This is a genomic window from Roseovarius sp. CH_XMU1461 (genome assembly GCF_037027165.1).
In the GTDB taxonomy this organism is placed as follows: Bacteria; Pseudomonadota; Alphaproteobacteria; order Rhodobacterales; family Rhodobacteraceae; genus Roseovarius; species Roseovarius nubinhibens.
Genome location: NZ_JAYMDV010000002.1, coordinates 1 through 26883 on the forward strand (window position 1 = coordinate 1; position 26883 = coordinate 26883).

At 63.8% G+C, this 26883-nt stretch carries 32 protein-coding genes; 26 read left to right on the plus strand and 6 right to left on the minus strand.

Going from position 1 to position 26883, the window contains the following annotated elements:
* Positions 1-793: 793 nt before the first annotated feature.
* Together WA237_RS05380 and WA237_RS05385 are read right to left on the minus strand one after the other, a co-directional pair.
* A complete protein-coding gene (locus WA237_RS05380) occupies positions 794-1267 on the minus strand; it encodes a hypothetical protein (RefSeq protein ID WP_336096943.1) in 474 nt (157 codons plus the stop codon).
* A gap of 441 nt (positions 1268-1708) precedes the next feature.
* Positions 1709-2638, minus strand: a complete 930-nt coding sequence (locus WA237_RS05385) for a LysR family transcriptional regulator (protein WP_336096944.1) — start codon at positions 2636-2638, stop codon at positions 1709-1711.
* A gap of 120 nt (positions 2639-2758) precedes the next feature.
* Between WA237_RS05385 and WA237_RS05390 the strand changes: the two genes are divergently transcribed.
* From WA237_RS05390 to WA237_RS05430, 9 genes are all read left to right on the plus strand, one after another.
* Entirely contained in the window at positions 2759-3229 is a 471-nt protein-coding gene (locus tag WA237_RS05390; RefSeq protein WP_009812241.1) for a TRAP transporter small permease, read from the plus strand.
* The gene (locus WA237_RS05395; RefSeq protein WP_009812240.1) at positions 3226-4524 is read left to right on the plus strand and encodes a TRAP transporter large permease; all 1299 of its coding nucleotides are present in this window, start codon (positions 3226-3228) and stop codon (positions 4522-4524) included. Before WA237_RS05390 ends, WA237_RS05395 begins: the two co-directional genes overlap by 4 nt.
* A 37-nt stretch (positions 4525-4561) precedes the next feature.
* Entirely contained in the window at positions 4562-5554 is a 993-nt protein-coding gene (dctP, locus tag WA237_RS05400) for a TRAP transporter substrate-binding protein DctP (RefSeq protein ID WP_336096945.1), read from the plus strand.
* 75 nt (positions 5555-5629) lie between these two features.
* A complete protein-coding gene (locus WA237_RS05405; RefSeq protein ID WP_336096946.1) occupies positions 5630-6727 on the plus strand; it encodes an NAD(P)/FAD-dependent oxidoreductase in 1098 nt (365 codons plus the stop codon).
* A complete protein-coding gene (locus WA237_RS05410; protein WP_336096947.1) occupies positions 6705-7013 on the plus strand; it encodes a (2Fe-2S)-binding protein in 309 nt (102 codons plus the stop codon). Before WA237_RS05405 ends, WA237_RS05410 begins: the two co-directional genes overlap by 23 nt.
* Positions 7003-8418: an FAD/NAD(P)-dependent oxidoreductase gene (locus WA237_RS05415; protein WP_336096948.1), complete on the plus strand. Its 1416-nt coding sequence runs from the start codon at positions 7003-7005 to the stop codon at positions 8416-8418. The genes WA237_RS05410 and WA237_RS05415 overlap by 11 nt, the downstream gene beginning before the upstream one ends.
* On the plus strand, positions 8415-8756 hold the full coding sequence (locus tag WA237_RS05420; RefSeq protein ID WP_009812235.1) for a RidA family protein: 342 nt from the start codon (positions 8415-8417) through the stop codon (positions 8754-8756). The genes WA237_RS05415 and WA237_RS05420 overlap by 4 nt, the downstream gene beginning before the upstream one ends.
* Positions 8757-8980: 224 nt before the next feature.
* On the plus strand, positions 8981-10276 hold the full coding sequence (locus tag WA237_RS05425) for a sulfite oxidase (protein WP_336096949.1): 1296 nt from the start codon (positions 8981-8983) through the stop codon (positions 10274-10276).
* 72 nt (positions 10277-10348) lie between these two features.
* Positions 10349-11110: a c-type cytochrome gene (locus tag WA237_RS05430; protein ID WP_336096950.1), complete on the plus strand. Its 762-nt coding sequence runs from the start codon at positions 10349-10351 to the stop codon at positions 11108-11110.
* A 74-nt stretch (positions 11111-11184) separates the two neighbouring features.
* On the opposite strand, the gene WA237_RS05435 is transcribed toward WA237_RS05430, so the two are convergent.
* Both WA237_RS05435 and WA237_RS05440 read right to left on the minus strand, forming a co-directional pair.
* Positions 11185-11946 carry a hypothetical protein gene (locus WA237_RS05435; protein WP_336096951.1) on the minus strand — a complete coding sequence of 254 codons (762 nt, stop codon included), beginning with the start codon at positions 11944-11946 and terminating at the stop codon, positions 11185-11187.
* Positions 11930-12463 carry an RNA polymerase sigma factor gene (locus WA237_RS05440; protein ID WP_336096952.1) on the minus strand — a complete coding sequence of 178 codons (534 nt, stop codon included), beginning with the start codon at positions 12461-12463 and terminating at the stop codon, positions 11930-11932. The genes WA237_RS05435 and WA237_RS05440 overlap by 17 nt, the downstream gene beginning before the upstream one ends.
* Before the next feature lie 359 nt (positions 12464-12822).
* On the opposite strand from WA237_RS05440, the gene hemP reads away from it, so the two are divergent.
* From hemP to bfr, 3 genes are read left to right on the plus strand one after another with little or no spacing between them, the layout of a single operon-like run.
* Positions 12823-12981 (plus strand): hemin uptake protein HemP, encoded by a 159-nt coding sequence (hemP, locus tag WA237_RS05445; RefSeq protein ID WP_083780950.1) that lies wholly within the window; start codon positions 12823-12825, stop codon positions 12979-12981.
* Between the two features lie 7 nt (positions 12982-12988).
* Positions 12989-13264: a (2Fe-2S)-binding protein gene (locus WA237_RS05450; RefSeq protein WP_009812229.1), complete on the plus strand. Its 276-nt coding sequence runs from the start codon at positions 12989-12991 to the stop codon at positions 13262-13264.
* Positions 13231-13716: a bacterioferritin gene (gene bfr / locus WA237_RS05455; RefSeq protein WP_009812228.1), complete on the plus strand. Its 486-nt coding sequence runs from the start codon at positions 13231-13233 to the stop codon at positions 13714-13716. The genes WA237_RS05450 and bfr overlap by 34 nt, the downstream gene beginning before the upstream one ends.
* 32 nt (positions 13717-13748) lie before the next feature.
* On the opposite strand, the gene WA237_RS05460 is transcribed toward bfr, so the two are convergent.
* A complete protein-coding gene (locus tag WA237_RS05460; protein WP_336096953.1) occupies positions 13749-14624 on the minus strand; it encodes a LysR family transcriptional regulator in 876 nt (291 codons plus the stop codon).
* Between the two features lie 150 nt (positions 14625-14774).
* On the opposite strand from WA237_RS05460, the gene WA237_RS05465 reads away from it, so the two are divergent.
* The 10 genes from WA237_RS05465 (at position 14775) to WA237_RS05510 (ending at position 22727) form a co-directional block, all read left to right on the plus strand.
* Positions 14775-15833, plus strand: a complete 1059-nt coding sequence (locus WA237_RS05465; RefSeq protein WP_336096954.1) for an LLM class flavin-dependent oxidoreductase — start codon at positions 14775-14777, stop codon at positions 15831-15833.
* The gene (locus WA237_RS05470) at positions 15823-16419 is read left to right on the plus strand and encodes an amino acid synthesis family protein (protein ID WP_336096955.1); all 597 of its coding nucleotides are present in this window, start codon (positions 15823-15825) and stop codon (positions 16417-16419) included. Before WA237_RS05465 ends, WA237_RS05470 begins: the two co-directional genes overlap by 11 nt.
* A 235-nt stretch (positions 16420-16654) precedes the next feature.
* On the plus strand, positions 16655-16951 hold the full coding sequence (locus WA237_RS05475; RefSeq protein ID WP_246557911.1) for a hypothetical protein: 297 nt from the start codon (positions 16655-16657) through the stop codon (positions 16949-16951).
* Between the two features lie 11 nt (positions 16952-16962).
* A complete protein-coding gene (locus WA237_RS05480; RefSeq protein WP_009812223.1) occupies positions 16963-17340 on the plus strand; it encodes a hypothetical protein in 378 nt (125 codons plus the stop codon).
* A gap of 25 nt (positions 17341-17365) precedes the next feature.
* Entirely contained in the window at positions 17366-17542 is a 177-nt protein-coding gene (locus WA237_RS05485; protein WP_009812222.1) for a hypothetical protein, read from the plus strand.
* A gap of 3 nt (positions 17543-17545) precedes the next feature.
* The gene (locus tag WA237_RS05490; RefSeq protein WP_216016773.1) at positions 17546-18961 is read left to right on the plus strand and encodes an APC family permease; all 1416 of its coding nucleotides are present in this window, start codon (positions 17546-17548) and stop codon (positions 18959-18961) included.
* Positions 18962-19024: 63 nt separating this feature from the next.
* Complete coding sequence (locus WA237_RS05495; protein ID WP_336096956.1) at positions 19025-19690, plus strand: hypothetical protein; 666 nt, start codon at positions 19025-19027, stop codon at positions 19688-19690.
* On the plus strand, positions 19687-19974 hold the full coding sequence (locus WA237_RS05500) for a hypothetical protein (protein WP_336096957.1): 288 nt from the start codon (positions 19687-19689) through the stop codon (positions 19972-19974). The genes WA237_RS05495 and WA237_RS05500 overlap by 4 nt, the downstream gene beginning before the upstream one ends.
* A gap of 178 nt (positions 19975-20152) precedes the next feature.
* Positions 20153-22102, plus strand: a complete 1950-nt coding sequence (locus WA237_RS05505; protein ID WP_336096958.1) for a TonB-dependent receptor domain-containing protein — start codon at positions 20153-20155, stop codon at positions 22100-22102.
* A 223-nt stretch (positions 22103-22325) separates the two neighbouring features.
* Entirely contained in the window at positions 22326-22727 is a 402-nt protein-coding gene (locus WA237_RS05510) for a VOC family protein (RefSeq protein ID WP_336096959.1), read from the plus strand.
* 99 nt (positions 22728-22826) lie between these two features.
* Here WA237_RS05510 and WA237_RS05515 read toward each other — a convergent pair whose 3' ends face one another.
* Entirely contained in the window at positions 22827-23126 is a 300-nt protein-coding gene (locus tag WA237_RS05515) for a DUF2218 domain-containing protein (protein ID WP_336096960.1), read from the minus strand.
* A gap of 137 nt (positions 23127-23263) precedes the next feature.
* Between WA237_RS05515 and WA237_RS05520 the strand changes: the two genes are divergently transcribed.
* Genes WA237_RS05520 through WA237_RS05535 form a run of 4 tightly spaced genes read left to right on the plus strand, consistent with a single transcriptional unit; the run spans position 23264 to position 26851 of the window.
* Positions 23264-24187: a siderophore ABC transporter substrate-binding protein gene (locus WA237_RS05520; RefSeq protein WP_336096961.1), complete on the plus strand. Its 924-nt coding sequence runs from the start codon at positions 23264-23266 to the stop codon at positions 24185-24187.
* Positions 24188-24190: 3 nt separating this feature from the next.
* The gene (locus WA237_RS05525) at positions 24191-25147 is read left to right on the plus strand and encodes an iron chelate uptake ABC transporter family permease subunit (RefSeq protein WP_336096962.1); all 957 of its coding nucleotides are present in this window, start codon (positions 24191-24193) and stop codon (positions 25145-25147) included.
* A complete protein-coding gene (locus WA237_RS05530; RefSeq protein WP_336096963.1) occupies positions 25140-26084 on the plus strand; it encodes an iron chelate uptake ABC transporter family permease subunit in 945 nt (314 codons plus the stop codon). Before WA237_RS05525 ends, WA237_RS05530 begins: the two co-directional genes overlap by 8 nt.
* Positions 26081-26851, plus strand: a complete 771-nt coding sequence (locus WA237_RS05535; protein WP_336096964.1) for an iron ABC transporter ATP-binding protein — start codon at positions 26081-26083, stop codon at positions 26849-26851. The genes WA237_RS05530 and WA237_RS05535 overlap by 4 nt, the downstream gene beginning before the upstream one ends.
* The last annotated feature ends 32 nt before the right edge of the window (positions 26852-26883 follow it).

Sequence of the window (26883 nt, forward strand, 5' to 3'; positions counted from 1 at the left end):
GCGCAGGCCGAAACCCTCGGAGGCGTCGTAGCTGGCGTTTTTCACCCGGCCATCATCAAAGACCAGCGCCTCGGAGCTGCTGGGATGGTGATGTGGCATGGTCCATTACCATGTTAGAAAACAAGGGCTTAGACGGAGGGGGAGTTTTACCCCCCTTATGATAAGTGATACCCAAGGTTAACCTCTTAGTTACACTACAGGTGATCTCCTGTGTTCCTTGAGCTGCACCAGTGCCCCCCTACCTAAAGACTACACAATGATCCCGCCGAGATGGAGGCAGGTAGGTAGTCCACCGACCACGAACTCTGTGCAGGCGTCAGTGTGAACAAGGAGGGAGAGCGTGGAGGCATACGCCACCTAGATAGCACCTGCTTCTGATCCGATTTGATAGCAAAAATCTGAGTGCCTCTCTAACGGTGGCCATACCTGTCTTCCCCCCCGGTGGGGTGATGAGATAGCAAAAAAGGTAGGACTACCCCCACATGACAGACCATAGCCACCGTTCACCTAGTCGGTGGTCTTCGCCTGAGACAGCTCCTGCCCCCGTCAACCCCTCGTATACCCTAGAGGACCACTCGGCCTGCATCGTAGGACAGACCGTAGGACATATCGTGCCTGTTGACCCTCGGAGTCTTCTGCTGATACCCCTTGTTTCACTGAGGCAGTCAGCAGATCAGATGCCTGTAACGGGAGCTGAACGGGAAACCTAAGCAGCCCCCGGGCACCATTTTTACATAAGAAAAATTGATGTTTATCGGAACGACGAGAGCGCCCGGCTGGGCGTAGTCTCGTTTTAGTCTGCCCGTTTGAGCACCGGGCGACCCGTCACGCTACTGTCCTGGTAGACCTTCCTGCCAATCTGTTCGTGTAAGGATAGACACAACTCGTAGTAGACCGAGAAGGGGAGACGCTTGTGTTTCCCAACACGGATGTATCGAGAGGTGATGACGTTATCCGTGTCGGACATCAGGTCGATTGCCTGTTCTGCGTCTAGGCTTAGTTGCAGACCTTGCTTCTGGCAAAGTTCCGCAAGCGGTCTGACACGGTGGCCGTAGGTCTTCCGCAGTTCATCAAGGTCAAGGCCAAAGCTGACCAAAAGCGCCTTAAGGTACAGTTCGATGGCGTGGAAGTAGAGGAAGTAGAGGAAGTAAACTGGAGCATTCCAATGTGTTGCCTCTGTCTGGTTGTCCTCCAACGTCACAGCCGACTGAGCGTATGAATGGGCGTAGTTGAAAAGTGCTACGGCAGTAGTCTTCGGTTTTTTCAACTAAAATCCTCCATAATCCGTGACCTCGACTACATCTTAGCGCCGGAACGAGGCCATCTGACACGCTTCTCACAGTGAGTTGCCCATTTTTCATTTCCGTCATCTGTCTTGATGGGGAAGGCTTTACCGCAAACTCTGCATTTTCATGTTGTGAAGAATACTAATAGTAATTGATGTTTCGACATGAGCTTGTAGTTAAGCAAACCAGAACCCTGACCCCTTTAGGAGTAATCAGGGTTTTGATCACAAGGTTTCTGGGGGTGCGAGCAGAAGACGAATTATCCTCGTGCACCGTTCAGTTCATATTTTATTCAATAAATACTAGGCTTTGAGTCCTCTTTGAAAATCCTTGAGTCGGTGTTTCGATTCCGCCCCCAGTCACCATGTTTTACGAAGCTGAAGAGTGTGTAGAACGCCCCGCGGTTCAGCGCGTGTGCGCCCTCATCCCCCCACCACTTCAGACATCTCGCGTTGCATTTGGTGCAGGGCTTCGGTGAGGGATTGGTGGAAGCTGCGGGCGAGGAGGGTGGGGGTGGTGTAGCCGGGGGAGAGGATCGAGATGCTGCCATGGACGCGGGGGCGGAAGCGGCGGATGGTGAGGTTGCTTTCGGGGCGTTGGTGGATCTGGCTATAGGCGGTGATCAGGTCGCAGATCATGTAGCAGAGCCCTTCCTCGACGAAGGGCAGGCCCGATTGATAGGTGCGCAGTTCAAACCGGCGGCGGTAGCGGATGGCGCAGGCGCGAAAGACCGCGTCGGTGGCGATGGTGGCCGGATGGTCGTCAAAGAGCAGCGCCAGCGGGCGGTCAGCGAGATCGGCGGGGCTGAGCTCGTCGCGGGCGGCGAGCGGGTCGTCCTGGCGCAGGATGCAGACGTGATCCATGTCGAAATCCACCTGCCGGATCGAGGCGCGGGGCTGGGGCGTTTCGGCCAGCGCCAGATCATATTGCTGCGAGGCGATGAGATCCTCGATCACCCCGGAGGAGCGCATGATGAAGGCGGTCTCGACCTCGGGCTTGTCGGCCAGAAACCGGGTGAGCAGACCGGGGAGAAAGCGGCTCGAGGCGGCGGGGTGGCAGGCGATGCGCAGCGTGCCGGTCTCTAACGTTTTCATCCGGCGCAGCGTGTCCTTGGTGCGGTCGAGCCGGGCGAGGATCGCGTCGCATTCTTCCAGGAAAAACTGGGCTTCGGGGGTCGGGGTGAGCTTGCCATGTTCGCGGATGAAGAGGGCAAAGCCCAGCGCGTCCTCGAGCGTGCCGATCATGGCGGAGACGGCGGGCTGGGTGCGGCCGACGCTGCGCGCGGCCTGCGAGATCGAGCCGCTGCGCATGACTTCGCGGAAGGTGGCGATTTGGCGGATCGACAGGTTCATGACACCCCATAAATTGAGTTGATGGATTCACAATATTTTTTAAATTGATTTGATGGGCCTCGTCCAGTGATATCGCCGACAACCAGCGCCGCAGAGCGCCAACGGGGAATCGGAGGGGCCATGGATCAATTTTCGAAATACCTGCTGACCGGGCTGATCGTCTTTGTGGCGCTCGGCCAGTTCGTGCAGGTGATCACCCGCTATGTCTTTCAGGTGCCGGTGATGGGGCTGGAAGAGACGATGCTCTATCCGACCGTCTGGCTCTATATCCTCGGCGCGGTGAACGCGTCGCGCGAGAACACGCATATCCGCGCCAATGTCCTTGAAATCTGGCTCACCACGCCGCGTCAGCATCGCATCCTCGCGATCATCGGCGAAGTGATTAGCCTGATCGTCGGGCTCTGGCTGCTGAGCTGGGCCTGGGAGTTCACCCGCTATGCCTGGCGCATCTGGAAGGAGAGCCCGACGCTCTACATTCCGACCTTTTATTCTGATGTGGCGCTGGTCGTCGGGCTGACGCTGATGATGGTCTACACGGTCTGGCACATGATCCGCCATATCCGCGACCTGGCCAAAGGAGAGCCGCAATGATCGAGATCGCACTTTTGGCCATTGCGGTCCTGGTGATCACCCTGACGCTGGGCGTGCCGCTGCCCTATTGTTTCGGCGCGGCGCTGATGGTGATGTATTTCATCGGCGATGTGACGATGCGGGGCATGATGCTCTGGGGGGTGCAGCAGCTGGGCAACCCGGTGCTTCTGGCCATTCCTCTCTTTGTCCTGGCGGGCACCATCATGTCGGCGAGCGGCATCGCGGCGGCGTTGCTCAAATTCGTCAACGCGTTCATCGGCCATGTCCGGGGCGGGCTTGGCGTGGTGGCGGCGGTGTCCTGTGCGGTGATTGGCGCGATCTCGGGCTCGGGTCTCACCGGGATTGCGGCCATCGGGCCGCTGCTCATCCCGGAGATGGAAAAGCGCGGCTACCCACGGGAATATGCCACGGCGCTCATTGCCAACAGTTCGATCCTTGGCCTGCTGATCCCGCCGTCGGTCACGATGATCGTCTATGGCTGGGTCACCGACACCTCGATCCTTGCCTGTTTTCTGGCGACGCTGGGGCCGGGGCTGCTCATCATGTTCAACTTTTCGGTGGTCAACATCTTCATGTCGCGCAAGTTCGACCTGAAGCTTGATGAAAAGCCCAATTTCGGCGAGTTCGCCGGTGAGGTCGGGCGGCGCGGCGTCTATGCGATGCCGGCGCTCTTCATGCCGGTGATCATTCTGGGCGGCATCTATGGCGGCATCATGACGCCCACCGAGGCGGCGGCGATTTCGGTGATCTATGCGATCCCGGTCGGGTTCTTCGTCTACAAGGGGCTCAACTGGGAGACCTTCCTTCTGTCGGGCAAAGAGGCCGCGACGGCGGTGGGGGCAATCATGGTGATGATCCTCTTCTCGATGATCCTCGGCCAGATGTATGTCTATGAGAGCATTCCCCAACAGCTCGTCAGCGCCATTTTCGGCATCACCGAGAACAAGGTTCTGCTGCTCATCCTCATCAACATCCTGCTCTTTCTCGTCGGCATGGTGGTCAATGACGTGACCGCGATCATCCTGATTGCGCCGCTGTTGCTGCCCTTGATGAATGCCATCGGGGTGAGCCCGGTGCAGTTCGCCGCGATCATGGGGGTCAACACGGCGATGGGCGGGGTGACGCCGCCCTATGCGTCGATCCTCTATCTCGGGGCGCGGATCGGCAAGGTGAAGGTCACCAAGGTGATCAAGCCCGCGATGATCCTGATTGTCACCGGATATGTGCCGGTTGTGTTCCTCACGTCTCTTTGGCCCGATCTGTCGCTCTTTTTGCCGCGGCTGTTCGGCTACTGATCTGCAAAAAAAACCAACACCTACAGGAGGTATACCCATGAAACGCTTTATGACTGGAACGGCTGTGGCGGCGCTGATGGCGCTGGCGGGGATGGCCCAGGCTGCCGGTCTCAAGATGAGCCATGTGCGCCCGCAAGACACCACGATCGACAAGGAATTGCGCGCCTTCGCCGCCGATGTCGAGACGGCCACCGCAGGCGATGTGACGATCCGCATTTTCCCGGCCTCGGCGCTCGGCGATTACACCACGGTGCAAGAGCGGGTGAGCGTCGGTGCGATCGACATGGCGACCCAGCCCGCCGGGGCCGGGGCCGACCGGCGGATGCAGATCAGCTCGTTCCCCTATCTTGCCAACACCTGGGACGAGGCGCGGGCGATCTATGGGCCCGATGGCCCGGTGCGCAATGTGATGGCCGAGCTCTATCAGGCGCAGGACATCACCATGCTGGCGGCCTATCCGGTCTATTTCGGCGGGATTTCCCTCAACACAGAGGCGGTGCATCCCGGCGATCCGTCGCAGAAGAACGGCATCAAGGTGCGGGTGCCGGGGATCAAGAGCTTTCAGCTCACCGGTGAGGCGTTGGGCTATATCCCGTCGCCCATCCCGTTCTCCGAGGCCTTCACCTCGATCCAGACCGGTGTGGTCGATGGGGTGATCGGGTCGGGGGCCGAGGGCTATTACGCCTCGTTCCGCGATGTGACCAAGACCTATATCCCGGCCAACACCCATTTCGAAGTCTGGTATATGATCATTTCCAACGCCTCGCTCGCCGATCTCGATGCCGAGGATCAGGAGGCGCTCAAGACCGCGGCGGCCGAGTTTGAGGCCAAGCGCTGGACCGTGGCCGAAGAAGATCAGGGCACATGGGAAGCCAAGCTCGCCGATGAGCTGGGCGCCGAGGTGGTGACGCTCAGCGATGAGCAGCTCAAGGCGATGTCCGACAAGATCCGCGCCGAGGTCTGGCCCGTGGTTCTCGAGGATGTGGGGGCCGAATGGGGCCAGGGCATTCTTGATCAGATCAACAGGTAAGCCATAAGAGACGCGGGGCGGCGTGCACCATGCCGTCCCGTTTTCAATCAAGGTCAAGCTGGGGGGACGCCCGGAATGCAGGCGGATTACGCGATCATTGGCGGGGGCATCGTCGGGCTGTCGGTGGCCTGGGGCCTGTTGGGCCGGGGTCACAAGGTCATCGTGATCGACGGCGAGGACGGGGCGTTTCGCGCGAGCCGGGGCAATTTCGGTCTCGTCTGGGTGCAGTCCAAGGGCATGAACCAGCCGCGCTATGCCGAATGGTCGCAAGGCTCGGCGGCGGCCTGGGCGGGCTATGCCGCAGAGCTCGCGGAGGAGACCGGGCGCGACATTCCGCTCGATCAGAGCGGCGGGCTCGATCTGCATTTCTCGGATGAGACGCTGGAGAAGACCGTCGCGCAATATGAGACGCTCAAATCCAAGCTTGGCGGCAATTATCCCTATGAGATTTTGCGTGGCAATGCGCTGCGCCGGGAAGAGCCGCATCTTGGTCCCAAGGTGGCGGCGGCGATCTTGCATCATCAGGATGGGCATACCAACCCGCTGCGCCTCTTGGTGGCGCTGGCGGATGGGGTGCGCAAGCGGGGCGGCCGGGTGGTCAATGGCCGACGGGTCGTCGAGGCGGCCAAGCCCGATGGGTTTCGCCTGACTTGCGACGATGGCACGGTGGTTGAGGCGGGCAAGGTGGTGGTGACCGCCGGGCTTGGTGCGGCGCAGATCGGGCCGCAGCTTGGCTTCAAGGCGCCGGTCAGGCCGCAGCGCGGGCAGGTTCTGATCACCGAGAAACTGCCAAAGATGATCAACCGGCCCTCGCTCATCGCGCGGCAGGTGGATGAGGGCGGTATTCAGATCGGTGCCACCAATGAAGAGGTGGGCCATGACGACCGGGTGACCACGCCGGGGGTGGCGCATCTCGCCGCCGAGGCGGTGGCGGCCTATCCGTTTCTGGCGCGGGCGCAGCTCGTCCGGAGCTGGGCGGCGCTGCGCATTCTGACGCCGGACGGGCTGCCCATCTATCAACAGAGCCGCGAGATGCCGGGGGCCTATCTGGTCACCTGTCACAGCGGTATCACGCTCTCTGCGGCTCATGCGCGGTTCCTGCCCGAGTGGCTCGACGCGACCGAGGCCGCGCCCAATCTGGAGGTGTTCAGTGAAGACCGTTTCACGCTTTGAGAGGTTTGAGGCGGGCGACACCGTCACCGTGCATTGGGACGGCGCGCCGCTCGATCTGCCCGAGGGGGCGAACCTGGCGGCGGCGCTGCTGGCGGCGGGGATCGACCGGTTTCGCGACACGCCGGTGTCGGGGGCGCCGCGCGGGCCATTTTGCATGATGGGTGCCTGTTTCGACTGTCTGGTCGAGATCGAGGGCGTGGCGCGGCAGGCCTGCATGATCGAGGTGCGCGCGGGGCTCGATATCCGGCCCGCGCATCAACGCCGGGAGGGCCAGGATGCGCTATGATCTGATCGTTTTGGGGGCCGGGCCTGCGGGGCTGGCGGCGGCGCGTGAGGCGGCGGAGGCCGGTCTTTCGGTGGCGCTTTTGGATGAACAGCCGCGTGCGGGCGGCCAGATTTACCGCGATGTGGAGCGGGCTGCGGCGCGGCGGGGCGCTATCCTCGGGGCGGATTACACGCACGGCATTGATCTCGTGCGCGGCATCCACGTGCCGGGGATCAGCCATATGGCGGGCACGGTGGTCTGGGCCATCGAGGAGGCGGCAGAGGGGATTTCGGTTTCCTGCACCCGCGAGGGGCGGGCGATGCAGATCCATGGCGCGCGGCTCTTGATCGCGACCGGGGCGCTGGAGCGGCCAATGCCGATGCCGGGCTGGACCCTGCCGGGGGTGATGACCGCCGGGGCGGGGCAGATCCTGCTCAAGGCGTCGGGGATGGTGGCGCGGCGGGCGGTTCTGGTGGGGTCGGGGCCGCTGCTCTATCTCATCGCGGCGCAGATGGTGCGGGCGGGCGTGCCGCCGCTGGCGCTGGTCGAAACCCAGACGCGGCAGGATTTCACCGGGGCGCTGTGGCATCTGCCGGGGGCGCTGCGCGGCTGGCGCTATCTGCTCAAGGGGGCAAGGATGCTCGCGGAGATCCGCCGCGCCGGGGTGGTGCGCTACCGGGGCGCGCGCGAGATTGCCATCGAGGGGGCCGAGGTCGCCGAGGCGGTGCGGTTCACCGCGCGCGGGCAGGCGCATCGCATCGAGTGCGACACGGTGCTTTTGCATCACGGGGTGGTGCCCAACACGCAGGCGGCGCGGTCGATTGGCATCGCGCATCGCTGGGACCGGGGGCAGCGGGCATTTCTGCCGCAATGCGACGCCTGGGGCGCGACAAGGCAGCCGGGCATCTGGATGGCGGGCGACGGCACGGGGATCGGCGGCGCGAAACAGGCCGAGATCGCCGGGCGTCTGGCGGCGCTCGATATCGCCTGCGCGGCGGGCAAGATCACGACGGGTGACCGCGATCTACGGGCTGTACCGCTGCGCCGGGCGAGCCGGGGAGAACTGGCGGCGCGGCCCTTTCTCGACGCGGCCTATCCGCCCTACGACGGCGCGCTCTGCCCTGAGGATGCGGTGACCATCTGCCGCTGTGAAGAGATCAGCGCCGGCGACATTCGCGCCTATGCGCGGCTCGGCTGTCTCGGGCCCAATCAGGCCAAGGCCTTTGGCCGTCCGGGCATGGGCCCCTGTCAGGGGCGCTATTGCGGCTTGACCGTGACCGCGCTACTGGCCGAGGCAAACGGGCGGTCCGAGGATGAGACCGGCTATTACCGAATTCGCGCGCCGATTAAGCCCGTCACCCTGGGCGAGTTGGCGCAGATGCAAGAGGGCGAAGGATTTGCCCCAATTCAAGGAGAGACCCATTGATCGAACGTATCGACACCGCGACCCGCATGAGCAAGATCGTCAAGCATAATGGCGTGGCCTATCTCTGTGGTCAGGTGGGCGACGGGGACACCGTGGCCGAACAGACCCGTGACTGTATCTCGCGCATCGAGACGCTGCTGGACAAGGCGGGCTCGTCGCCCGAGAAGATGCTGCAAGTGGTGATCTGGCTGTCGGATATGGCCGATTTCGCCGAGATGAACGCGGTCTGGGACGCCTGGGTGCCCGCAGGTCATGCGCCGGCGCGCGCCTGTGGCGAGGCCAAGCTTGCCCGGGAGACGCTCAAGGTCGAGATGATCGTGACCGCCGCCTGCGACTGAGATCGCGGTCAGTGAGGTTTTGGGGCCGCCGGGGCGATCCGGCGGCCTTTTGCGTTGGGGGGATCAGGGTGCTGCGGGCGGTCTGCAGAGAGGTGCGCCCAAAAAAACGGCGGGATGCGAAAAAAAATCGCAGGCCGCGGAATAATCGCGGGGGGCGGGGCGTCTCTTACCTGAATGGCGGTATCCGATGGCATGCCGTCGCGGATCAATTCAGGGAGGTGACCATGTCAGACCAAGATCAGAAACCCCGCAGCCTGCGCGAGTTTTTCGCCCAAGACCCCGAGCGCGCGGATCGCGAATTCTTTGGCCGGGTGGCCAATCCCGACCGGCGCGGCTTTCTGCGCAACACCGGACTCGCCACGATGGCGGCCATGGTCGGCACCTCGATCCCGTTCCATCGCAACATGCCCATCGGCTTTGTCCCCGCCGCCATGGCGCAGGAGGATGTGCTCGTCGGCAAGGACGGTCTGACGCTGCTCAATGACCGGCCGGTCAATGCCGAGACGCCGCCCGAGCTGCTCGACGATGCGATCACGCCGACCAACCGGCATTTCATCCGCAACAACGGCATCCCGCCCGAAGAGGTGGATGCGGCGAGCTGGACGCTCACCATTGACGGGTTTGTCGACACGCCGCTCGAGCTCAGCATTCAGGACCTGCGCGATCAGTTCGAAGTGGTCACCATGGCGCTGACGCTCGAATGCGGCGGCAATGGGCGGGCGGCCTTTGATCCGCCGGCGAAGGGCAACCAATGGACCTATGGCGCGGTGGGCTGTTCCGAGTGGACCGGCGTGCGGCTCAAGGATGTGCTCGAGAAGGCGGGGGTGCAGTCGAACGTGGTCTATACCGCGCATTACGGCGCCGATACGCATCTCTCGGGCGACCCGGAGAAGCTGCCGATTTCGCGCGGCATGCCGATTGCCAAGGCGATGACCGACATTATCCTGATCGCCTTCGAGATGAACGGAGCCGAGCTGCACCCGATGAACGGCGCGCCGCTGCGTCTCGTGGTGCCGGGTTGGCCTGCGTCGACGGCGCAGAAATGGCTCACCCGGATCGAGCTGCGCGATGTGGTGCATGACGGGCCGAAGATGACCGGCACCGCCTATCGCCTGCCGAACCGTCCTGTGGCGCCGGGCGAAAAGGTCGAGACCGAGGATTTCGTCATCATCGAGCGGATGCCGGTGAAATCGCTGATCACCCACCCGGCGAACGGGGCCGAGATCGGCACCGAGACCGAGGTGCGCGGCCATGCCTGGTCGGGCGACCGGACGGTTGAGGCGCTCGAGATTTCCATCGATTTCGGCACCACATGGCAGGCAGCCGAGCTCGACGCGCCGGTCAATTCCGGGGCCTGGCAGAATTGGCGGGCGCAGGTGACATTCCCGCAGGCGGGCTATTACGAGGTTTGGGCCCGCGCCAAGGACAGCGCCGGCGAGATGCAGCCCTTTGCCATCGACTGGAACCCCAAGGGCTATCTCAACAACACGATGCACCGGGTCGGGTTGCGTGTGAGCTAAGCGCGCCGAGGTGCAAGACAGGTAAGGCGGTCAGGCCGAACGGGGCCCGGCCGCCCACCCATTTCAAAGGAGATGACGATGATGTTTTCCATGTCGCGCCCGGCGCTTGCCGCGCTGGTGCTGCTGATGCCGGCGCTGCCTGCGCAGGCCGGTCTGGACGAATTGCTCGCAGCGGCGGATGTGGCCGAAGGCGAGAAGATTTTCCGCAAGTGCAAGGCCTGCCACACGGTCGAGAAAGACGGCAAATCGCGCAGCGGTCCGAACCTTTATGACATCGTGGGCGGCCCGGTGGCGGCGCGCGAAGGGTTCAAATATTCCGGCGCGCTGAGCGAGTATGGCGGCGCATGGTCGCCCGAGCGGCTCGGTGCGTTTCTGGAAAAGCCGAAGGATGAGGTCAAAGGCACGCGGATGAGCTTTCCGGGGCTGAAAAAGCCCGAGGATCGCGCGGCGCTGATCGCCTATCTGGCGAGCCATTCGGATGAGCCGATGCGTTTTGGCGCGGCTGCGGCGGCGCAAGAGGCCAGTGCTGAGACCGGTGCTGAGGCCAGTGCTGAGGCCAGTGCAGAGACCGGCGCCGAAGCCGGGTCGGACGAGTTCGGCCTGCTGGTCGCGGGTCCCGGCGCGGAAGAGACGTTCTATGCCTGCACCGCGTGCCATTCGGAAATGATCGTGGCGCAGCAGGGGCTGACCCGGAAGGGCTGGGAAGAGATGCTCGACTGGATGGTAGAGGAACAGGGGATGAGCGCGCTCGAAGAGCCCGATCTCAGCGCTGTTCTGGATTATCTCGCCACCAATTACGGCGAGGACCGCCCGAATTTCCCGACGCCGGAGTAACGGATCGGGCCGAGATGCCGCGGGCGCGTTTGGTGAGTGTCCCTGTTAGCCTGTTCGCGCCAGAGGCAGAGCCGTCACCCCAGACATGGGGTGGCGGTTTTTGTTTTGTCCGACAGCGCCGAGCGCTGTGAGCCGCCGGCCTCGCCACGGCTCAGATGTTCGAGATAGGCGGCGATGGCGTCGAACCGGGCCGCGTCCATGCCGCTGGCGAGGATCAGGTGGTGCAGCCCGTCGGCGGTCTGCCAGGTGGCGGATTGAGGCGGCGTGCCGTCTGTGCGGTCCAGCGCGGGCAGGTTGGGGCCGCGGAAATAGCTCAGCCGACAGCCGTTGAGCCCGCTGTAATGGGCCATGGTGCCACCGGGGAGGTCACGCTGTGCCACGGGGGCGAGCCGCGCCGCGCCGAGATCGGGCCAGTCGCCCAGGGCGGCGGGGGTGAGCTGGGCCTCGGGGCTGAGCTCCAGCGTGCTCAGCTCTTGATGGAGCGCGCGGGGGCCGGGGGCGGTGTCGTGCAGTAGCGAGGCCAGCCCGATGGCCAGCGCGAGACAGGCGGCGAGCGCCGTGGCCGTGGCGCCAAAGCGCAAGAGGCGGGCCGGCGGGTGGGGCAGGTTGGCCGGGGGCGCGATGGCGGGCGTAAGAGCCTCCGCAACGGCGGCAGGCTGTGGCACCGGGTGCAGGCGGCGCAGCCCGTCGCTCAGCCCGGCGATCTCGGCCAGGGCGCGGGCGAGGGCGGGTTCCTGGGCGAGCCGCGCCTCGAGCGCGGCGCGGGCCGGGGCCGGCAATTCGCCGTCGTGATAGGCGCTCAGCGCCTCCCAATCCTTGTCACTCAGACCGTGCATGTTCTGCGCTCTTTCCCGTAGCTGACGTTTCATCCTGTGGTGCCTCATCGCCATCGACCAGCGCCAGAAGCGCGCGCCGGGCGCGGCTCAGGCGGCTCATCACCGTGCCGGGGGCGAGACCGAGCACCTCGGCCGTTTCGCTGTATTTCAACCCGAGCACATCGACGAGAAACAAGATCTCCCGCCGCTCCGCCGGCAGCCGGTCAAAGGCCCGCCGCAACAGCACATCGCGTTCGGTCTCGGCCTGCGGTGCGGCGATATCTGACTGACGTATGGCATCGGCCAAATATTCCCGCCGCACCCGTCTTTTTCGCAGCTCGTCGTAATGCAGGTTGCGGATCACCCGGAAGAGCCAGGGCCGCAGCTCGGAGAGCTTGCCGGGCGGGTCAGCGGCGCGCAGGGCGCGTTCGATGGCATCCTGCACCAGATCTTCGGCATCATCGCGCGTGTCTCCGATCGCCTGGGCAAAGGCGCGCAGCTCCGGCAGGAGCAGTTCGATCTGGGACAGCGATACCATGTCGCAGCCTTAGCGCATCGTGGCGGGCGCGCAAATCCCCGCGCGTGGGGGCGGGCGCGAAAACCTCGCCACGCTTCAATTCTGACTAAAAAAGTCGGATTGACATATCTGACAGAATAAATCAGAAATGGAATCGTCTAGCCAAGCTGCCCGGGGCGATCCTCGGGGACCGGCTCAGCCCGATGAGACGCCAGTGATGCAAGGAGGCCGCGAGGCCTGAAATGACACAGTATCAGATGACCTCTCACAGCCGAGCCGAACTTCTCATCGGGGCCTGCGATTGCATGGCCTCCGGGGAGGGGCTGGAACGGTTTCTGGATCATCTCGATACGCCAGACACAAACCGAAAGGGTCACACAATGATGGCCAAGCAAATCCTCTCTGAACCGATCGAGACCTATCCCGTCTACAAAGCCACCGACCTCACCGAGGGCGGCGATCAGGCGCGTATCCAGCTGGGCGATCAGCTCTATACGCTGCGGATCACCCGCGCCGGAAAGCTGATCCTGACCAAGTGAGCCCCGCATGATCGTCTGCCAGTGCCAGAACATCTCTGACCGCGATATCAACTCTGCCATCGATTGGATGCGCGCCTCGGACAGCGCCGCGCTGATCACGCCGGGCAAGATTTATCGCGCCTTGGGGAAACAGGCCGATTGCGGCGGGTGCATGCCGCTCTTTCTTGCCACCATGCGCAAGAACGCTAATCTAGAAGTTCCCATGGAGCTCCGCGGTCTTCGGGCGCGGACAACAAAGGACGACCAGACATGCAAGGCGACGCGAAAGTCATCGATTATCTGAACCGGGCACTGCGCAGCGAGCTGACGGCGATCAGCCAGTACTGGGTGCATTACAAGCTTCAGGAAGACTGGGGCCTGGGTCATATGGCCAAGAAAAGCCGCGAGGAAAGCATCGAAGAGATGAACCACGCGGACCGGCTCATCGAGCGGATCATTTTCCTCGAGGGCCATCCGAACCTGCAAAAGCTCGATGCGCTGCGCATTGGCGAGACGCCGAAAGAGACGCTCGAATGCGATCTGGCGGCGGAACATGAGGCGCGCGAGCTCTATCGCGAGGCCCGGGAATATTGCGCAGAGGTGAGCGACCATGTGAGCAAGGATCTCTTTGACGATCTGCTGCGCGACGAAGAGGGGCATATCGATTTTCTCGAGACGCAGCTCGACCTGCTCGACAAGATCGGGCCGCAGAATTACGCCCATCTCAATGCGACGAAAATGGACGAGGCCGAGTAAGCGCCGATGCCCTCGCGCTGCCGCGCCGGGGCTTAGCCCTCCGTGCTGAGCCCCGTGCCGAGCCCAGTGCCGAGCCCAGTGCTCAGCCGTTCCACCAGACCGGGGAACCAGTCCCAACTGGCCGCCGCCTCATCCGAGACGATCAGGTATTTCTTGCGCTCATAGATCGGGGCGGAAAGCTCGTGTATCTCGCCCCGCGCGGCATAGGGCGCGGCCAGCGGGCGCGGCAGATAGGCCGAGCCGCCGCGCTCCAACAGGTGCTGCAACGCCCACCATGAGCTGTCGAAACTGATCCGGGCGATGCCCGCGTCGTGATAGGTCTCGGCATGCTGGCGGCGGTAATCCTCGCCGTGATCCACGAAAATATACTTGGGATAACAGTCGATTGGCGCGTCCGGCCTGTCGGCATAGAGGACCAATTCTTCGGCGGGCAGCGGGTGGATCGTCTGACGGCCCCTTGTCACCGCCTCATAGGTCATGATGACATCGACCTGACCCGAGTTGAGCCAATCCTCAAGATCGCGGCCGCTGCCCTGCTGGACCGAGACCGCCATATCGGGATGGCCCGACACCACCCCGTCGAGAAAGGCGCGCCCCGGCCCGTGCCAAAGCTCGCGGTCACAGCCAAAGGTGCAGACCGAGCTGAGGCCGGCGGGCAGGGCGGTCTCGTATTGCGCCTGCCGCCAGAGCCCCGACATGATCCGCGCATAGCGCAAGAGCTTGGTGCCCGCCGGCGTCAGGGTGATGCCGGATTTGTGGCGGTTGAGCAGGATCTGCCCCAGCCCCTCTTCGAGCGTCTTGAGCCGCGCGGTGACGGTGGATTGGGTCACGTTCATCTTTTGCGAGGCGCGCACGAGGCTGCCGGTGTCGACGATGGCGATGAAGGTACGCAGCGAGACGATGTTCATGGGGGCGGGTCCTCAATTCGAATTTGTCGAATTAATACCGCAAAACATTTCGTTTTCAAGAAGTCAACGCCTGTGTCACCTTAACGGCCAACACGGGCTGCGATGCCGAGGGCCGCATGAGGCAGCCGTGAGTTGACCGGAGATTAAGGGATGAAATTTCACCTGGCCATTAACCTCGAAAGGATGACGCCGGAGACGGATATGGCGGCGGTGCGCGACCATACGCTCGAGATGGTCAAGATGGCCGATGCCGCAGGGTTCGAGATCGTCTGGGCGGCGGAACACCATGCGATCGAGATGACCATCGCGCCGAACCCGTTCCAGATCCTGACATGGTGGGCCGAGCACACGGAAAACATCCGCCTCGGCGTGGGCGTGGCCAACGCCGCCTATTGGCACCCGATCAACCTGGCGGGCGAGGCCGGGTTTCTCGACCTGATCAGCGGCGGGCGGCTTGAGTTCGGCATCGGCTCTGGCGCCTATCAGCGCGAGTTCGACCGGATGAAACCGGGGCTCGATCAGCGCGACAGCTATCGTTACATGCAAGAGGCGCTGCCGGTGATCCAGAAACTCTGGGCCGGGGATTACGCCCATGACGGCGAGTTCTGGCAGTTTCCGACCGCCACCGCCTGTCCCAAGCCGGTGCAGGACGAGGTGCCGGTCTGGGTCGCAGCGCGGGCGCCGATCACCTTTGACTATGCGGTGGAACATGGCTGCAACATCATGAGCTGGCCGCTGACCATGCCGATGTCCGAGGCCGAGGCCTATCGCCAGCGGCTCGACGAGGCGATTGCCAAGAACGGCGGGCGCTATGACGGGCGCTGGTCGCTGATGCGGCACACCTGCGTCTATGAGACCGAGGCCGACCGGCAAAACGCCATCGACAGCCTGCGCGTGGCGCTGGCGCAGTTCGGCAATCTGATGACCAAATCGGGCGAGGTGGTAAATGGCTTCCCCGAGCGGGTGGCGCTCGAGAGCCTTGAGGGCAATGCGCGGGTCAATCCCGAGATGCTCGAGAAAAACCTCACCTTCGGCAGCCCCGAGGCGGTGACCGAAAAGCTGCGCGCCTATGAGGCGCTCGGTGTCGATGCCTTCATCTATTACGCCTCCATGGGGCTCGATATGGCGCAGCAGAAACGCTCGCTGCAACTTTTCATCGACCGGGTGATGCCCGCCTTTGCCGACAAGGAACTCGTCCATGCCGATTGATATCCGCCGCACCCTGACCACGGTGCAGACCACCCATAAGGAAGGCTGGAAAGAGGTGGCCGAGCCCACCACGCTGGTCGCGGCCATGGCGATCATTGGCAACCCTTGGTACGGGCGCGGCCATGTCGAGGATCTCAGCCCCGAGATCCGTGAACATGGGCCGGTGCTGGGCCAACTTCTGACCGAAATGATTCTCGCGGTGACGGGCGACCGGCTCGAAGGCTATGGGAAGGCTTCGGTGGTCGGCATGGGCGGCGAGCAGGAGCACGGGCAGGGGCTAACCCATACGCTGTGGTTCGGCAATAAATTCCGCGATGCGGTCAAGGCGAAATCCTATCTCGCCTTTGCCAATACGCGCGGCGCGGCGGGAACTTCGCTTATCATCCCCTTGATGGATAAGGATGATGGCGGGCGGCGTTCGCATTACCAGACCATTCACACGGTGGTGCCGGACGCGCCCGCCGATGACGAGATCATCCTGGCGCTCGGTGCGTCGATTGGCGGCCATCCGAACCATCGGATCGGCGACCGCTATGCCGATCTGCGCGAAATGGGCCATGAAATCGACAATCCAGCCGGGGTCTAACTGGTCAATCCTTAATCAGTTTGTGGTCAAATGAGATCGCAGAGCGGCCCGGAGTTTCCGGGCCGTTTTCTTTTGGATACAGTGGGTTGCTTGCGTTTCCTCACCCGCGGATGGGCTGTGTGACACGCTTGTCTCGCCCGCTTTGCGAGAAAAACGTTGATTTTTTAAGCAAAGCAAAACTATTCTTCTAAATAAAAAAAGTTTCCAACAGAGAAAATCCAAAGGGAGGAATTGGATGTCTGACGATATGAAGATCCGAATAGAACGGATGTTTGCGGGGGACAGGCTGTTCGCCTGGGCGTTTGTGGTGGTTCTCTGGGCGGTCGTGCTCTTTGTCTTTGTCCAGATCTACGCCATCATCGGCGGTGGTCCCATCGCCACGGTTCTCATCATCGCGGGGGCGCTGGTCCTGTTGTTCAACACCGCCGCCATCGCCGCGATGATCCGCCATTACAGCCATGAAAAGAGCTTTATCTACGGGCTCGACATTCGCCATCTCGACGAGATGCGCGCCGCCAAAAAGCGCGGCTGAGGGAGACACAGATGAAACCTCGTTATGAACCCCCGAAACAGTCTGGAGCGGGGCAGTTTTTCGATTCCGCCTTCCTGCTGGTTCTGGTCTATGTGGCGCTCTTCACGCCGCTGATCCTTGGCCTGACCGGTGCCGGGAGCACCAATGTCATGCCCGACACCGTGAGCTGGGAAACGCTCGAGCAAAATGAGGTGATGCAGGGGCAGTGGGAAAAGCTCGGCTATACGCCCGACACCGCCGCCGAGATCATCACCACCAAGTTCGACTATTCCATCGATCCGCTGATGCTGTTGCTCACCGCGGCGGTCATCATCGGCTATTTCGTCTTTCTCGTGCGCGTCTCCGACAAGGAATATCGCGACGTGATTGCCGAGAAATTCGATCACTGAACCCGGGCCGAGAAAAGGAAACCCAATGTGGATTTTACTTGAATATGCAGCCTGGGCGGCCTCGGCCTGTCTCTTGCTGTGGATGCTGGTCGATGCGGCCAGGGTCAATCGCGAATATGACGAGGACACGCTTCTGTCGTCGCGCGAAGGCATTGATGAATTGCTCGAACATGGGGATGTCCCCGAAGCGCGGGAGGGCTGATCGATGGTAGACCAAACGTCAAACCCCGCCGCCGTTTCAGGCGCCGCCGCCGAGACCGACCGCGTCGGCCTCTTGCGGGTGCTCGGGCCGGTGCATGTCTGGGCGCTCGGCGTCGGCATCGTGCTGGTGGGCGAATTCATGGGCTGGAACTTTTCGGTGGGCAAGGGCGGCGCCATGGGCGCGCTTATCGCCTGCTGGGTGATCGGGCTGCTCTATACCTGCGTGGCGATGATCGACTCGGAGGTGACCTCGACCGTGGCCGCCGCCGGTGGGCAATACGCCCAGGCCAAGCATATCATGGGGCCGCTCATGGCCTTTAACGTGGGGCTCTATCTGGTGATGGCCTACACGATGCTCGAGGCGGCGGATGCGCTCATCGTGGGCGATTTGCTGACCATTCTGGCCGAGCAGACAGGCTATGACGCGCTGGATCCCAAGCCCTTCGTGATCCTGATCATCTCGATGCTGGCCTTTCTCAACTATCGCGGCGTGTTCATGACGCTGACGCTCAACTTCATCATCACGGCGGCGGCCTTTGTCACCATCGTGATCCTGTTCGTTGGGGTTCAGCCCTGGACGGCGGGGGCGGTGCTCAAGCACAGCGACCTGCTCACCGATCTGCCCTATGGCTGGATCGGGGTCATCGCGGCGTTTCAGTTCGGCATCTGGTATTACCTCGGCATCGAAGGCACCTGTCAGGCCGCCGAAGAGGTCCGCTCGCCGAGCCGCTCGCTGCCTCTGGGCACGATGACCGGGATCATGACGCTGCTCATTGCGGCGACGCTGACCTGGTATGTCTGTTCCGGGCTGTTGCCGTGGGAATATCTCGGCCAGGCGACCGTTCCGCTCTATGACGCGGCGCGGATGACGGGCAGCACCACATTGCAGGTGTTCCTCTTTGTCGGCACGCTCTTTGCCGCCACGGCCTCGGCCAATGGCTGTATCAACGATGCGTCGCGGGCGTGGTTCTCGATGGGGCGTGACCGCTATATGCCGCATTGGTTCGGGGCGGTGCATCCGCGCTATCGCACGCCCTACCGGTCGATCCTGTTCCTCATTCCCATCGCGGTGAGCTTTGCCTTCACCGGGCTGTTGGATCAGGTGATCACCTTCTCGATCCTGTCAGGCCTTCTGGGCTATACGTTCATGCCGATCAACATGATCATGTTTCGCCGCAAATGGCCGCTGGGCTCGATCCGGCGCGGCTATGTCCACCCGTTCCACCCGATCCCGGCGATCGTGCTGATGCTGCTTTGCATCACCACCTTCTTTGCCACCTATCTCGGCTTTGGGACGCAGCTTTTGGCGATGATGCTGTTCTATGTGGTGGTGTCGCTGTGGTTCTCGATGCATCGTTACAAATACGTGCGCCGGGCGGATCAGTTCACCATGAACTGGCCGAAACCGCAGGGCTATTGAGCCAAGGCGCGGCCCTGTCATCAGGCGGGGCCGCGCAGCAAATTCAAGGGGGAGATTGCCATCATGACTGCCGCCGCCATTGCCATTGCCTCGGTCGGGATCGTCGGTCTCGGCGCGGCCTTTCTGCGCGATCAGCGTCAGGAGAAGAGCCGCCGCCATGATCTTTTGGCGGGCTGCCGGGGGGCGCTCGACGGCGAAGTTCTGCAGCATGATCACGCGGGCTATCCGTCGCTCACCGGGACCTATGCGGGCCATCGGGCCGAGCTGCGGCTGGTGGTCGATATGATCCAGCTGCGCAAGCTGCCGGTGCTCTGGCTGCAGGCGACGCTGCATCGCCCCGTCGCCATCGGCGGCGTGCTGAGCCTGATGAAACGGGCGTCCAATACCGAATTTTTCTCGCCGCATGGCGAGCTTGACCATCACATGCGGCCGCCGCCGGGCTTTCCGCCCGAGCTGAGCCTCAAAGCCTCGAATAAGGCCGCCGCTGAGGATTGGGCCGCGCGGCTCGCGGATCCGGCGCTGGAGTTTTTCACGGACGATCGGGCCAAGGAGCTGCTCCTCACCCCCAAGGGCGTGCGCCTGACATGGCGGGTGGCCGAGACCGAGCGCGGGCATTACCTCACCACGCGTCTGGCGCGGTTCGAGCGGGCCGAGATCGACCGGGCCGGCGCGCAGGCGCTCTTGGCGCGGGCCGCGGATCTGGCAGAGCTGGGGGAGGGCGCGGCATGACCGACAGGATCGCAGAGGCACGGCCCTACCGGCCGCTCATCGTCGGGATCGTGGCGGCCGGGCTCACCGGCATGGGGCAGGTGCTCAACGGGCAGGCGGGGCGGGGGCTGATGATGGCCTTTACCGCGCTGTCGCTGGCCTGGGTCAGCTATAACCTGACGACGCCCGAGCATAGTTTCGTGGGCCGCTATGCCGGAGGGTTCATGATCCATGCGATCGCCTTCATGGATGCGCTGCGCGAGGCCAAGTTCCGCTGGCAGATCTGGCAGCGCGATCACAGCTAAGTCGCGGGGTTTGCGTGGCATTCCTGCACGGGTTGCGGGGAAGATGGGGCGGCCCCCTTGCCCTGAGTAAAAGACTCAGGTAACGCGCGGCCTAGCATTTCTGCTCAATCATCCCAAAGCCAGATCGCCGCCCTGACGTGCCTTCCAGCCAATATCACGGACTTTGGAAGGACAAACCATGACCCGTACCGCCCGGAGCCTTTTGCTCCTGTCTGCCTGCACCTGGGCCGGCACGCTCTATGCTCAAGAGAGCGACAGTTATTTCCTCGGCACGCTGCGCATTGAAACCGAAGAGGCGCAGGCGCTTCTCGGCAATGAGGTGGTGAGTGAAGAGGATCTCGACAACCGCAACCCGCAGACCGCCAAGGATGTGTTCGCAGGCGAATCCTCGGTCACCGCCGGGGGTGGCGCGCCCATCGCGCAAAAGATCTACGTGAACGGCATCGAAGAAAGCCTGCTGTCGGTGACCATCGACGGCGCGCGGCAGAACAAATCGGCCTTCCACCATACCGGCAATGTGCTGCTCGATCCCGAGCTGCTCAAGCGGGTTGAGGTGAGCGAGGGCATCGCGCCTGCGGATGCGGGCCCCGGCGCGCTGGCGGGCAGCATCGCCTATGAGACCAAGGACGCGCGCGACCTGCTCGAAGAGGGCGACACATTCGGCGGCATGAGCAGCATCACCGGCGGCACCAATGGCACCGGCGTGCGGGCCAGCACCACGGTCTTTGGTCGTCAGGGCGGGTTCGAATACCTGCTCAGCGGCACCCGGCAGAAGGGCGACGATTACGAGGATGGCTCGGGCCATACCGTGCCGGGCACCGAGGCCGATCTGACCGATTACATGGTCAAGCTCGCCTATACCGCCGAGGGCGGCGGGCGGCTGGCGTTTTCGGCCTCGCAGACCGAAGACACCGGTGCGCGTTCGGCGCAGGCGGGTCCGGGCGGTATTCTCTTCATCCGGCCCGATTTCGATTCGGTCGTGGGCCGCACCTCGACCATGGTCGACGCGCTGTCGCGGCGGCGGTCCTACACGCTCACCTATACCGATGAGACGCCCGAGGGCTGGTTGAACCCCACCTTGCAACTTGCTTATAATGAACAAGAAATCGACGCCTCTGGGGTCTGGGGCATCAACGAGAGCCTGAGCGGCACCGCCAAGAACGAGTTCGACATTGGCAATGGCACGCTGACGGCGGGGCTCGACTTTTTCCACGAAACCGCACGCGGTCTGGGCCGGGGCACCGGTCTCTATGGCAGCAGCGGCAAGGAAGAGCTGACGAGCTTTGGCATCTTCGCGCAGGCCCGTCAGGATCTGAGCGACCGGGTCTCGGTCTCCTATGGGGCGCGGGTGGACACGCAAGAGTTCAAAGGCGCGGACGGGTCGAAATTCACCGACACCGGGGCGAGCGTCAACGCGGCGGTGGATGTGATCCTCACCGACACGCTGACCTTCAACGCCGGTGTCGCGTCGAGCTGGGGCGGCTATGAGCTGGGCGAGGCGGCGCTGGTCAATTTCGGCGGGGCCTGGACCTATAACGGCACCACGACATCGCGGGCCAATGCGGCGCGTGTCGGTCTGCGCTATGCCTCTGGCCCGTGGGAGGTGAGCGGCGCGCTCTTCTACACGGAAGTCAAGGATATCAACGCGGTACTGCCCACGGGCGGGGATCGTGGTGCGATTGCCGATGTCACCTCGCAGGGCTTTGACGGCTCGGTCGCCTATAGCGGCAGCCAAGGGTTCGTGAAGGTCAACTACACCTATGCCGATGTCGAAAGCAGCGGCTCGACCATCGCCTCGACCGCCTATTACCTGGGCCGTCCGGTGGGTCATATCTTTGGTCTCGAGGCCGGGTATGACATCAGCGACCAGTGGCGCGTCGGCGGCACGGCGCAGATCGCGCTCGAGAATGACGACACGCCGACGACCCTGCCGAGCTATGAGGTGGTGAATGTCTACGGCACCTATACGCCGCGTCAGATGGACAATCTCGAGCTGCGGCTCGACGTCTACAACCTCTTCGACAAGACCTATGCGTCGCGCAGCTCGGACGGGGTTGGCCTCGCCAATGTGGTGCCCATCAACGAGCCGGGGCGGACCCTCGCGCTGACCGCGAAGATCAAGTTCTGATCATGGGAAAGGGCGCCTCTCGGGGCGCCCTTTTTGACTGTCGGTAGGACGTCGGTATTGCGGCGGTATGACGACAGTGCAGGTTTCAGGCCCCTTGCCATGGGGCCTATCTCCGCATTCCATTGCAGCAGCGCGGCTTTTGATGTCTCACGGCGTCGAGCTAGTTGACGCAATGGGCGCGGCTGACCGGGCCAAAGGGCAATGCGGCGGGGAGGATAGGGCCATGAAAATCTATATCACCAGCATCTTCGTGGAGGATCAGGCAAAAGCCGAAGCGTTCTATTGTGACAAGCTGGGTTTTGCGGTGAAACACGACGTGCCTTTGGGCGGGCATCGCTGGCTCACGCTGGTGGCCAAGGACCAGCCTGACGGGCCGGAGCTTCTTCTTGAGCCGAGTGACCACCCGGCGGTGAGGTCCTACACTCAGGCGCTGGTGGCGGATGGGATTCCTGCGCATTCCTTTCAGGTCGAAGATCTCGATGCGGAGTGTCGGTCATTGAAAGAGCGCGGTGTTGTCTTTGTCCAAGAGCCGATGGATGCCGGACCGGTGCGGATGGCGGTGTTCGACGATAGCTGTGGCAATCTGATCCAGCTGATCCAAACGGTCGGTCCCGACGCGGTATAACGCCCGGGGTTTGGCCATGGAAAAGGGCGCCTCTCGGGGCGCCCTTTTTGACTGTCGGCAAGACGTCGGTATCGCGGCAGTGTCCCGACAGTGCGGGTTTCAGGCCGCTTTCCAGTCCATCGCCTCGAAGTTTTCGCGATGGGCAAAGCGTTTCAGGTGGTCGTCGATGATATGGCGCGCTCGGTCGAGCGCTGCGTCATCCGCGCCGGAGATGCGGGCGGTGAGGCGGTCGCCATCGGCGGCAAGGGTCGCCGGGCCGGTGGGCAGCGCCATGCGGGCGCTCGAAGGGTCATACTCGACCTCGATCTTATGGGCGAAATGCTTGCAGAGCTGTTGCAGATATTTGCTCGCATGGTCGGTAGTGAAGGTGCCGGTCTGATAGGTCAATGTCTCGGTCATGCTATTATCCTGATTGTTTTGATAAGATTTAGGGCTTGCGGTCCGGGACGACAAGGGCGTATTGCACAGGCCAACAGCCCCGCCGCCAGCCAGACGCAAGCCGAGAGGGGAGAAACCTGATGTCGAAAGGTGGACCCATGCGTCTCATTCCGTCCTCCGTGCTGGCGCTTGCGCCGGCGCTCGCTCTGGCCGTTGCCCTGCCGATGGCGGCGCAGGCCGATCCCGTCACAGTCGAGACGGCCACCGGCCCGGTCGAGGTCAGCGGCGCGACGACGCCGCTCGTCGTTTATGACGTGACGGCGATTGACACGCTCGAGGCGCTGGGGGTCGAGATGGACGGGGTGCCCGAGAAGCTCTTCCTGCCCTATCTGGCGGATGTGGCCGAGGCGGCGGCACCGGTGGGCACGCTCTTTGAGCCGGATTTCGAGGCGCTGGCGCGCATGGCACCGGGGCTGATCATTGCGGGTGGGCGGTCGTCGCCGCAGCGCGAGGCGCTGAGCGCGTTTGCGCCGACCATCGACATGACCATCTGGGGCATGGATGTGACGGCGCAGGCCAAGGCGCGGCTGGCGGCCTATGGGGCGCTCTTTGGTCGCGAGGCCGAGGCCGTGGCGCTGGCGCAGGATCTCGACGCGCGGATCGCCGAGGCCAAGGCGGCCATCGCGGGCAAGGGCCGGGGGCTGATCCTCTTGACCAATGGCGGCAAGATTTCCGCCTATGGGCGCAACAGCCGCTTTGGCTGGCTGCATGAAGAGCTCGGCCTGCCCGAGGCCTATCCGGAGGTCAAGGCCGAGACCCATGGCGAAGCGGTGTCCTTTGAGTTCATCGCCCAGATCGACCCCGACTGGATCCTCGTGGTGGATCGCGGCGCGGCGATTGACGCGGGCGGCGAGGCGGCGCGGGCGACGCTCGACAATCCTCTGGTGGCGCGGACCACGGCAGCGAAACAGGATCAGATCCTCTATCTCGACGCCGGGGCGCTCTATATCGGCGGCGGCGGGGTGCAATCGCTCACAATCATTCTCGATCAGATCATCGCCGGGTTCGGGGCCAAGGGCTAGGCCATGCGCGATGCGGTGCTGATCTGGGCCACGCTGGCGGGGCTGGCGGCGCTCAGCCTCGTGATCGGGGCGGCGCCGCTTTTCTCGGGCGAAATGGATGCCGGTTGGCTCATCCTGGTGAGCCGCTTTCCCCGCACGGCGGCAGCGATCCTCACCGGGATCGGCCTCGCGCTGGCCGGGGTGGTGGTGCAGAAATCGGTGCAGAACCGGCTTGTCGAGCCGTCGCTCATCGGGACGCCGGAATCGGCCATGTTGGGCCTGCTGGCGGTGACGCTTCTGGCGCCCGGCGCGGCGCTCTGGCTCAAGATGCTGAGCGGCGCGGGGGCGGCCATGCTGGGCATGGCGGCCTTTCTGATGCTCGCCCGCGCGGTGCCGCGACAGGACCCGATGCTCTTGCCGATCGTGGGGCTGATCTATGGCGGGATCCTCTGGGCCGCCGGGGTCTATATCGCGTGGCAGACCGATCTTGTGCAATATATCGGGGCCTGGCGGCTGGCGGAGTTTTCCGGCGTGGTGCAGGGGCGCTATGAGCTTTTGTGGCTGATCGCGGCGCTGGCGCTGGGGCTTTATGCGCTGGCGGATCGGATCACGCTCTTGGGTCTGGGCGAGACGCAGGCGCGTAGCCTTGGCCTCGATTACCGGCAGACACGGATGCTCGGGTTGATGGCGGTGGCGCTGATCATGGCGGTGGTGGTGGTCACCGTGGGCAGCCTGCCATTTGTCGGGCTGGTGGCGGCCAATATCGTGTCGCAGTGGCGCGGTGACAATCTGCGCCGCAACCTGCCCTTGGTGGCGGGGCTTGGCGGCGCGGCGGTGCTGGCGGCGGATATTCTGGGCCGGATGATCCGCGCGCCCTATGAGGTGCCGGCGGGGACGATTTTCGCGGTGGCCGGGGCGGCGGTGTTCCTGTGGCTTCTGGGTCGTAGCCGGGGGCGGACAGGAGGGCGCGCGCATGGCTGAGCGGCGTCTCATCTGGCTCGGGCTGGTGCTGGCGCTGGTCTCGGCGGGGTTTCTGCTGTGGCAGCTCAACGGGCCGGTGGGGATCATCCTTGGCCTGCGCGCCAGCAAGCTTGCGGCGCTGTTGGTGGTGGGCGCTGCGGCCGGGGCGGCGACGCTGATCTTTCAGACGGTGATCGGCAATCAGCTTTTGACGCCGAACCTGATGGGGCTCGATGCGCTCTATATCTTCCTGCAGATGGCGCTGGTCTTTGTCTTTGGCGCGGCGGGCTATGCCGGGATCGGGCCGGGCTGGGGCTTTGCGCTCAATGTCTCGGTGCTGCTGATCGTGGTCTTGGCGGTGTTTCACCTCTTCCTGCGCGGCGGGGTCAGCGACGTGACGCGGGTGGTGCTCACCGGTGTGGTGCTTGGGCTTTTGCTGCGCGGGCTCTCGGACCTGATGGGGCGGCTCATCGATCCGTCAGAGTTCGGCGTGGTGCAGCAGGCGGTGGTGGCGAGTTTCGGCCGGGTGGATCGGGGCGAATTGGCGGTGGCGGCCGGGGCGCTGATCCTGGCGCTGGGGCTGGCGTGGCGGATGGTGCCGGCGCTTGACGTGGCGGGGCTAGGCCGGCCGGTGGCGCGGGGGCTGGGGCTGGATCATGACGGGTTGGTGCGGCGGGCGCTGGGGCTGGTGGTGGTGCTGGTGGCGGTGGCGACGGCGCTTGTCGGGCCGTTGATGTTTCTCGGGCTGCTGGCGGCGAGCCTCGCGCGTTATCTCGTGCCGAGCCATCGCCATGCGCTTCTCTTGCCGGCGGCATCGATGACCGGGGCGCTGATCCTCGTGGCCGGGCAGTTCCTGTTCGAGCGGCTCTTGGGGCAGCAATCGGCGCTCGAGGTGGTGGTCGAGTTCTTTGGCGGGCTGGTGTTTCTCGGCCTTGTGTTGCGACGGAGGCGGATGTGATCGAGCTGACAAATCTGAGCTATGCGGCGGGCGGCACGCCGATCCTGAGGGATGTGAACGCCATCCTGCCGCGCGGCGGGATCACCGCGCTCATCGGCGCGAACGGGGCCGGGAAATCGACGCTTCTGCATTGCATGGCGGGGCTCAACCGGCCCGGCGCGGGCGCGGTCGGCATCGATGGCGAGGACCCGTTCGCGATGGAGGATCGCGCGCGGGCGCGGCGCGTGGCGCTGTTGCAGCAATCGCCGAGCATCGTGGCGCGGCTGAGCGTTGCCGATCTCGTGGGGTTTGGCCGCTGGCCGCATCATGGCGGACGCGAGGGGGCGGAGGATCGCGCCATCGTGGCCGAGGCGCTGGCGGCGTTCGAGCTCGACGATCTCGCGGGCCGGGCGCTCGATACGTTGTCGGGCGGGCAGCGGCAGCGGGCGCTGGTGGCGATGGTCTGGGCGCAATCGGCGCCGTGGCTCTTGCTCGATGAGCCGCTCAACGCGCTCGATCCGCGCCATGCGCATGATCTCATGGCGCGGCTTCATGCGCTGTCGCGGCCCGGGCGCGCGGGCCAGACCGGGCGCAGCGTGGTGTTGGTGGTGCATGACATCAACGCCGCCGCGCGCTGGGCCGATCACGTGGTGGCGCTGCGCGATGGCCGGATCCATGCGGCGGGGCCCTGTGACGCGGTGCTGACGCCCGAGCGGCTGTGGGAGGTGTTCGGGTTGCGCTTTGATGTGGTGCGCCATGCCGGGCGGCCCGTGGTCATTCCCGGCTGAGCCGCGAAAAAACCTATGGGCCAAGAGCCACG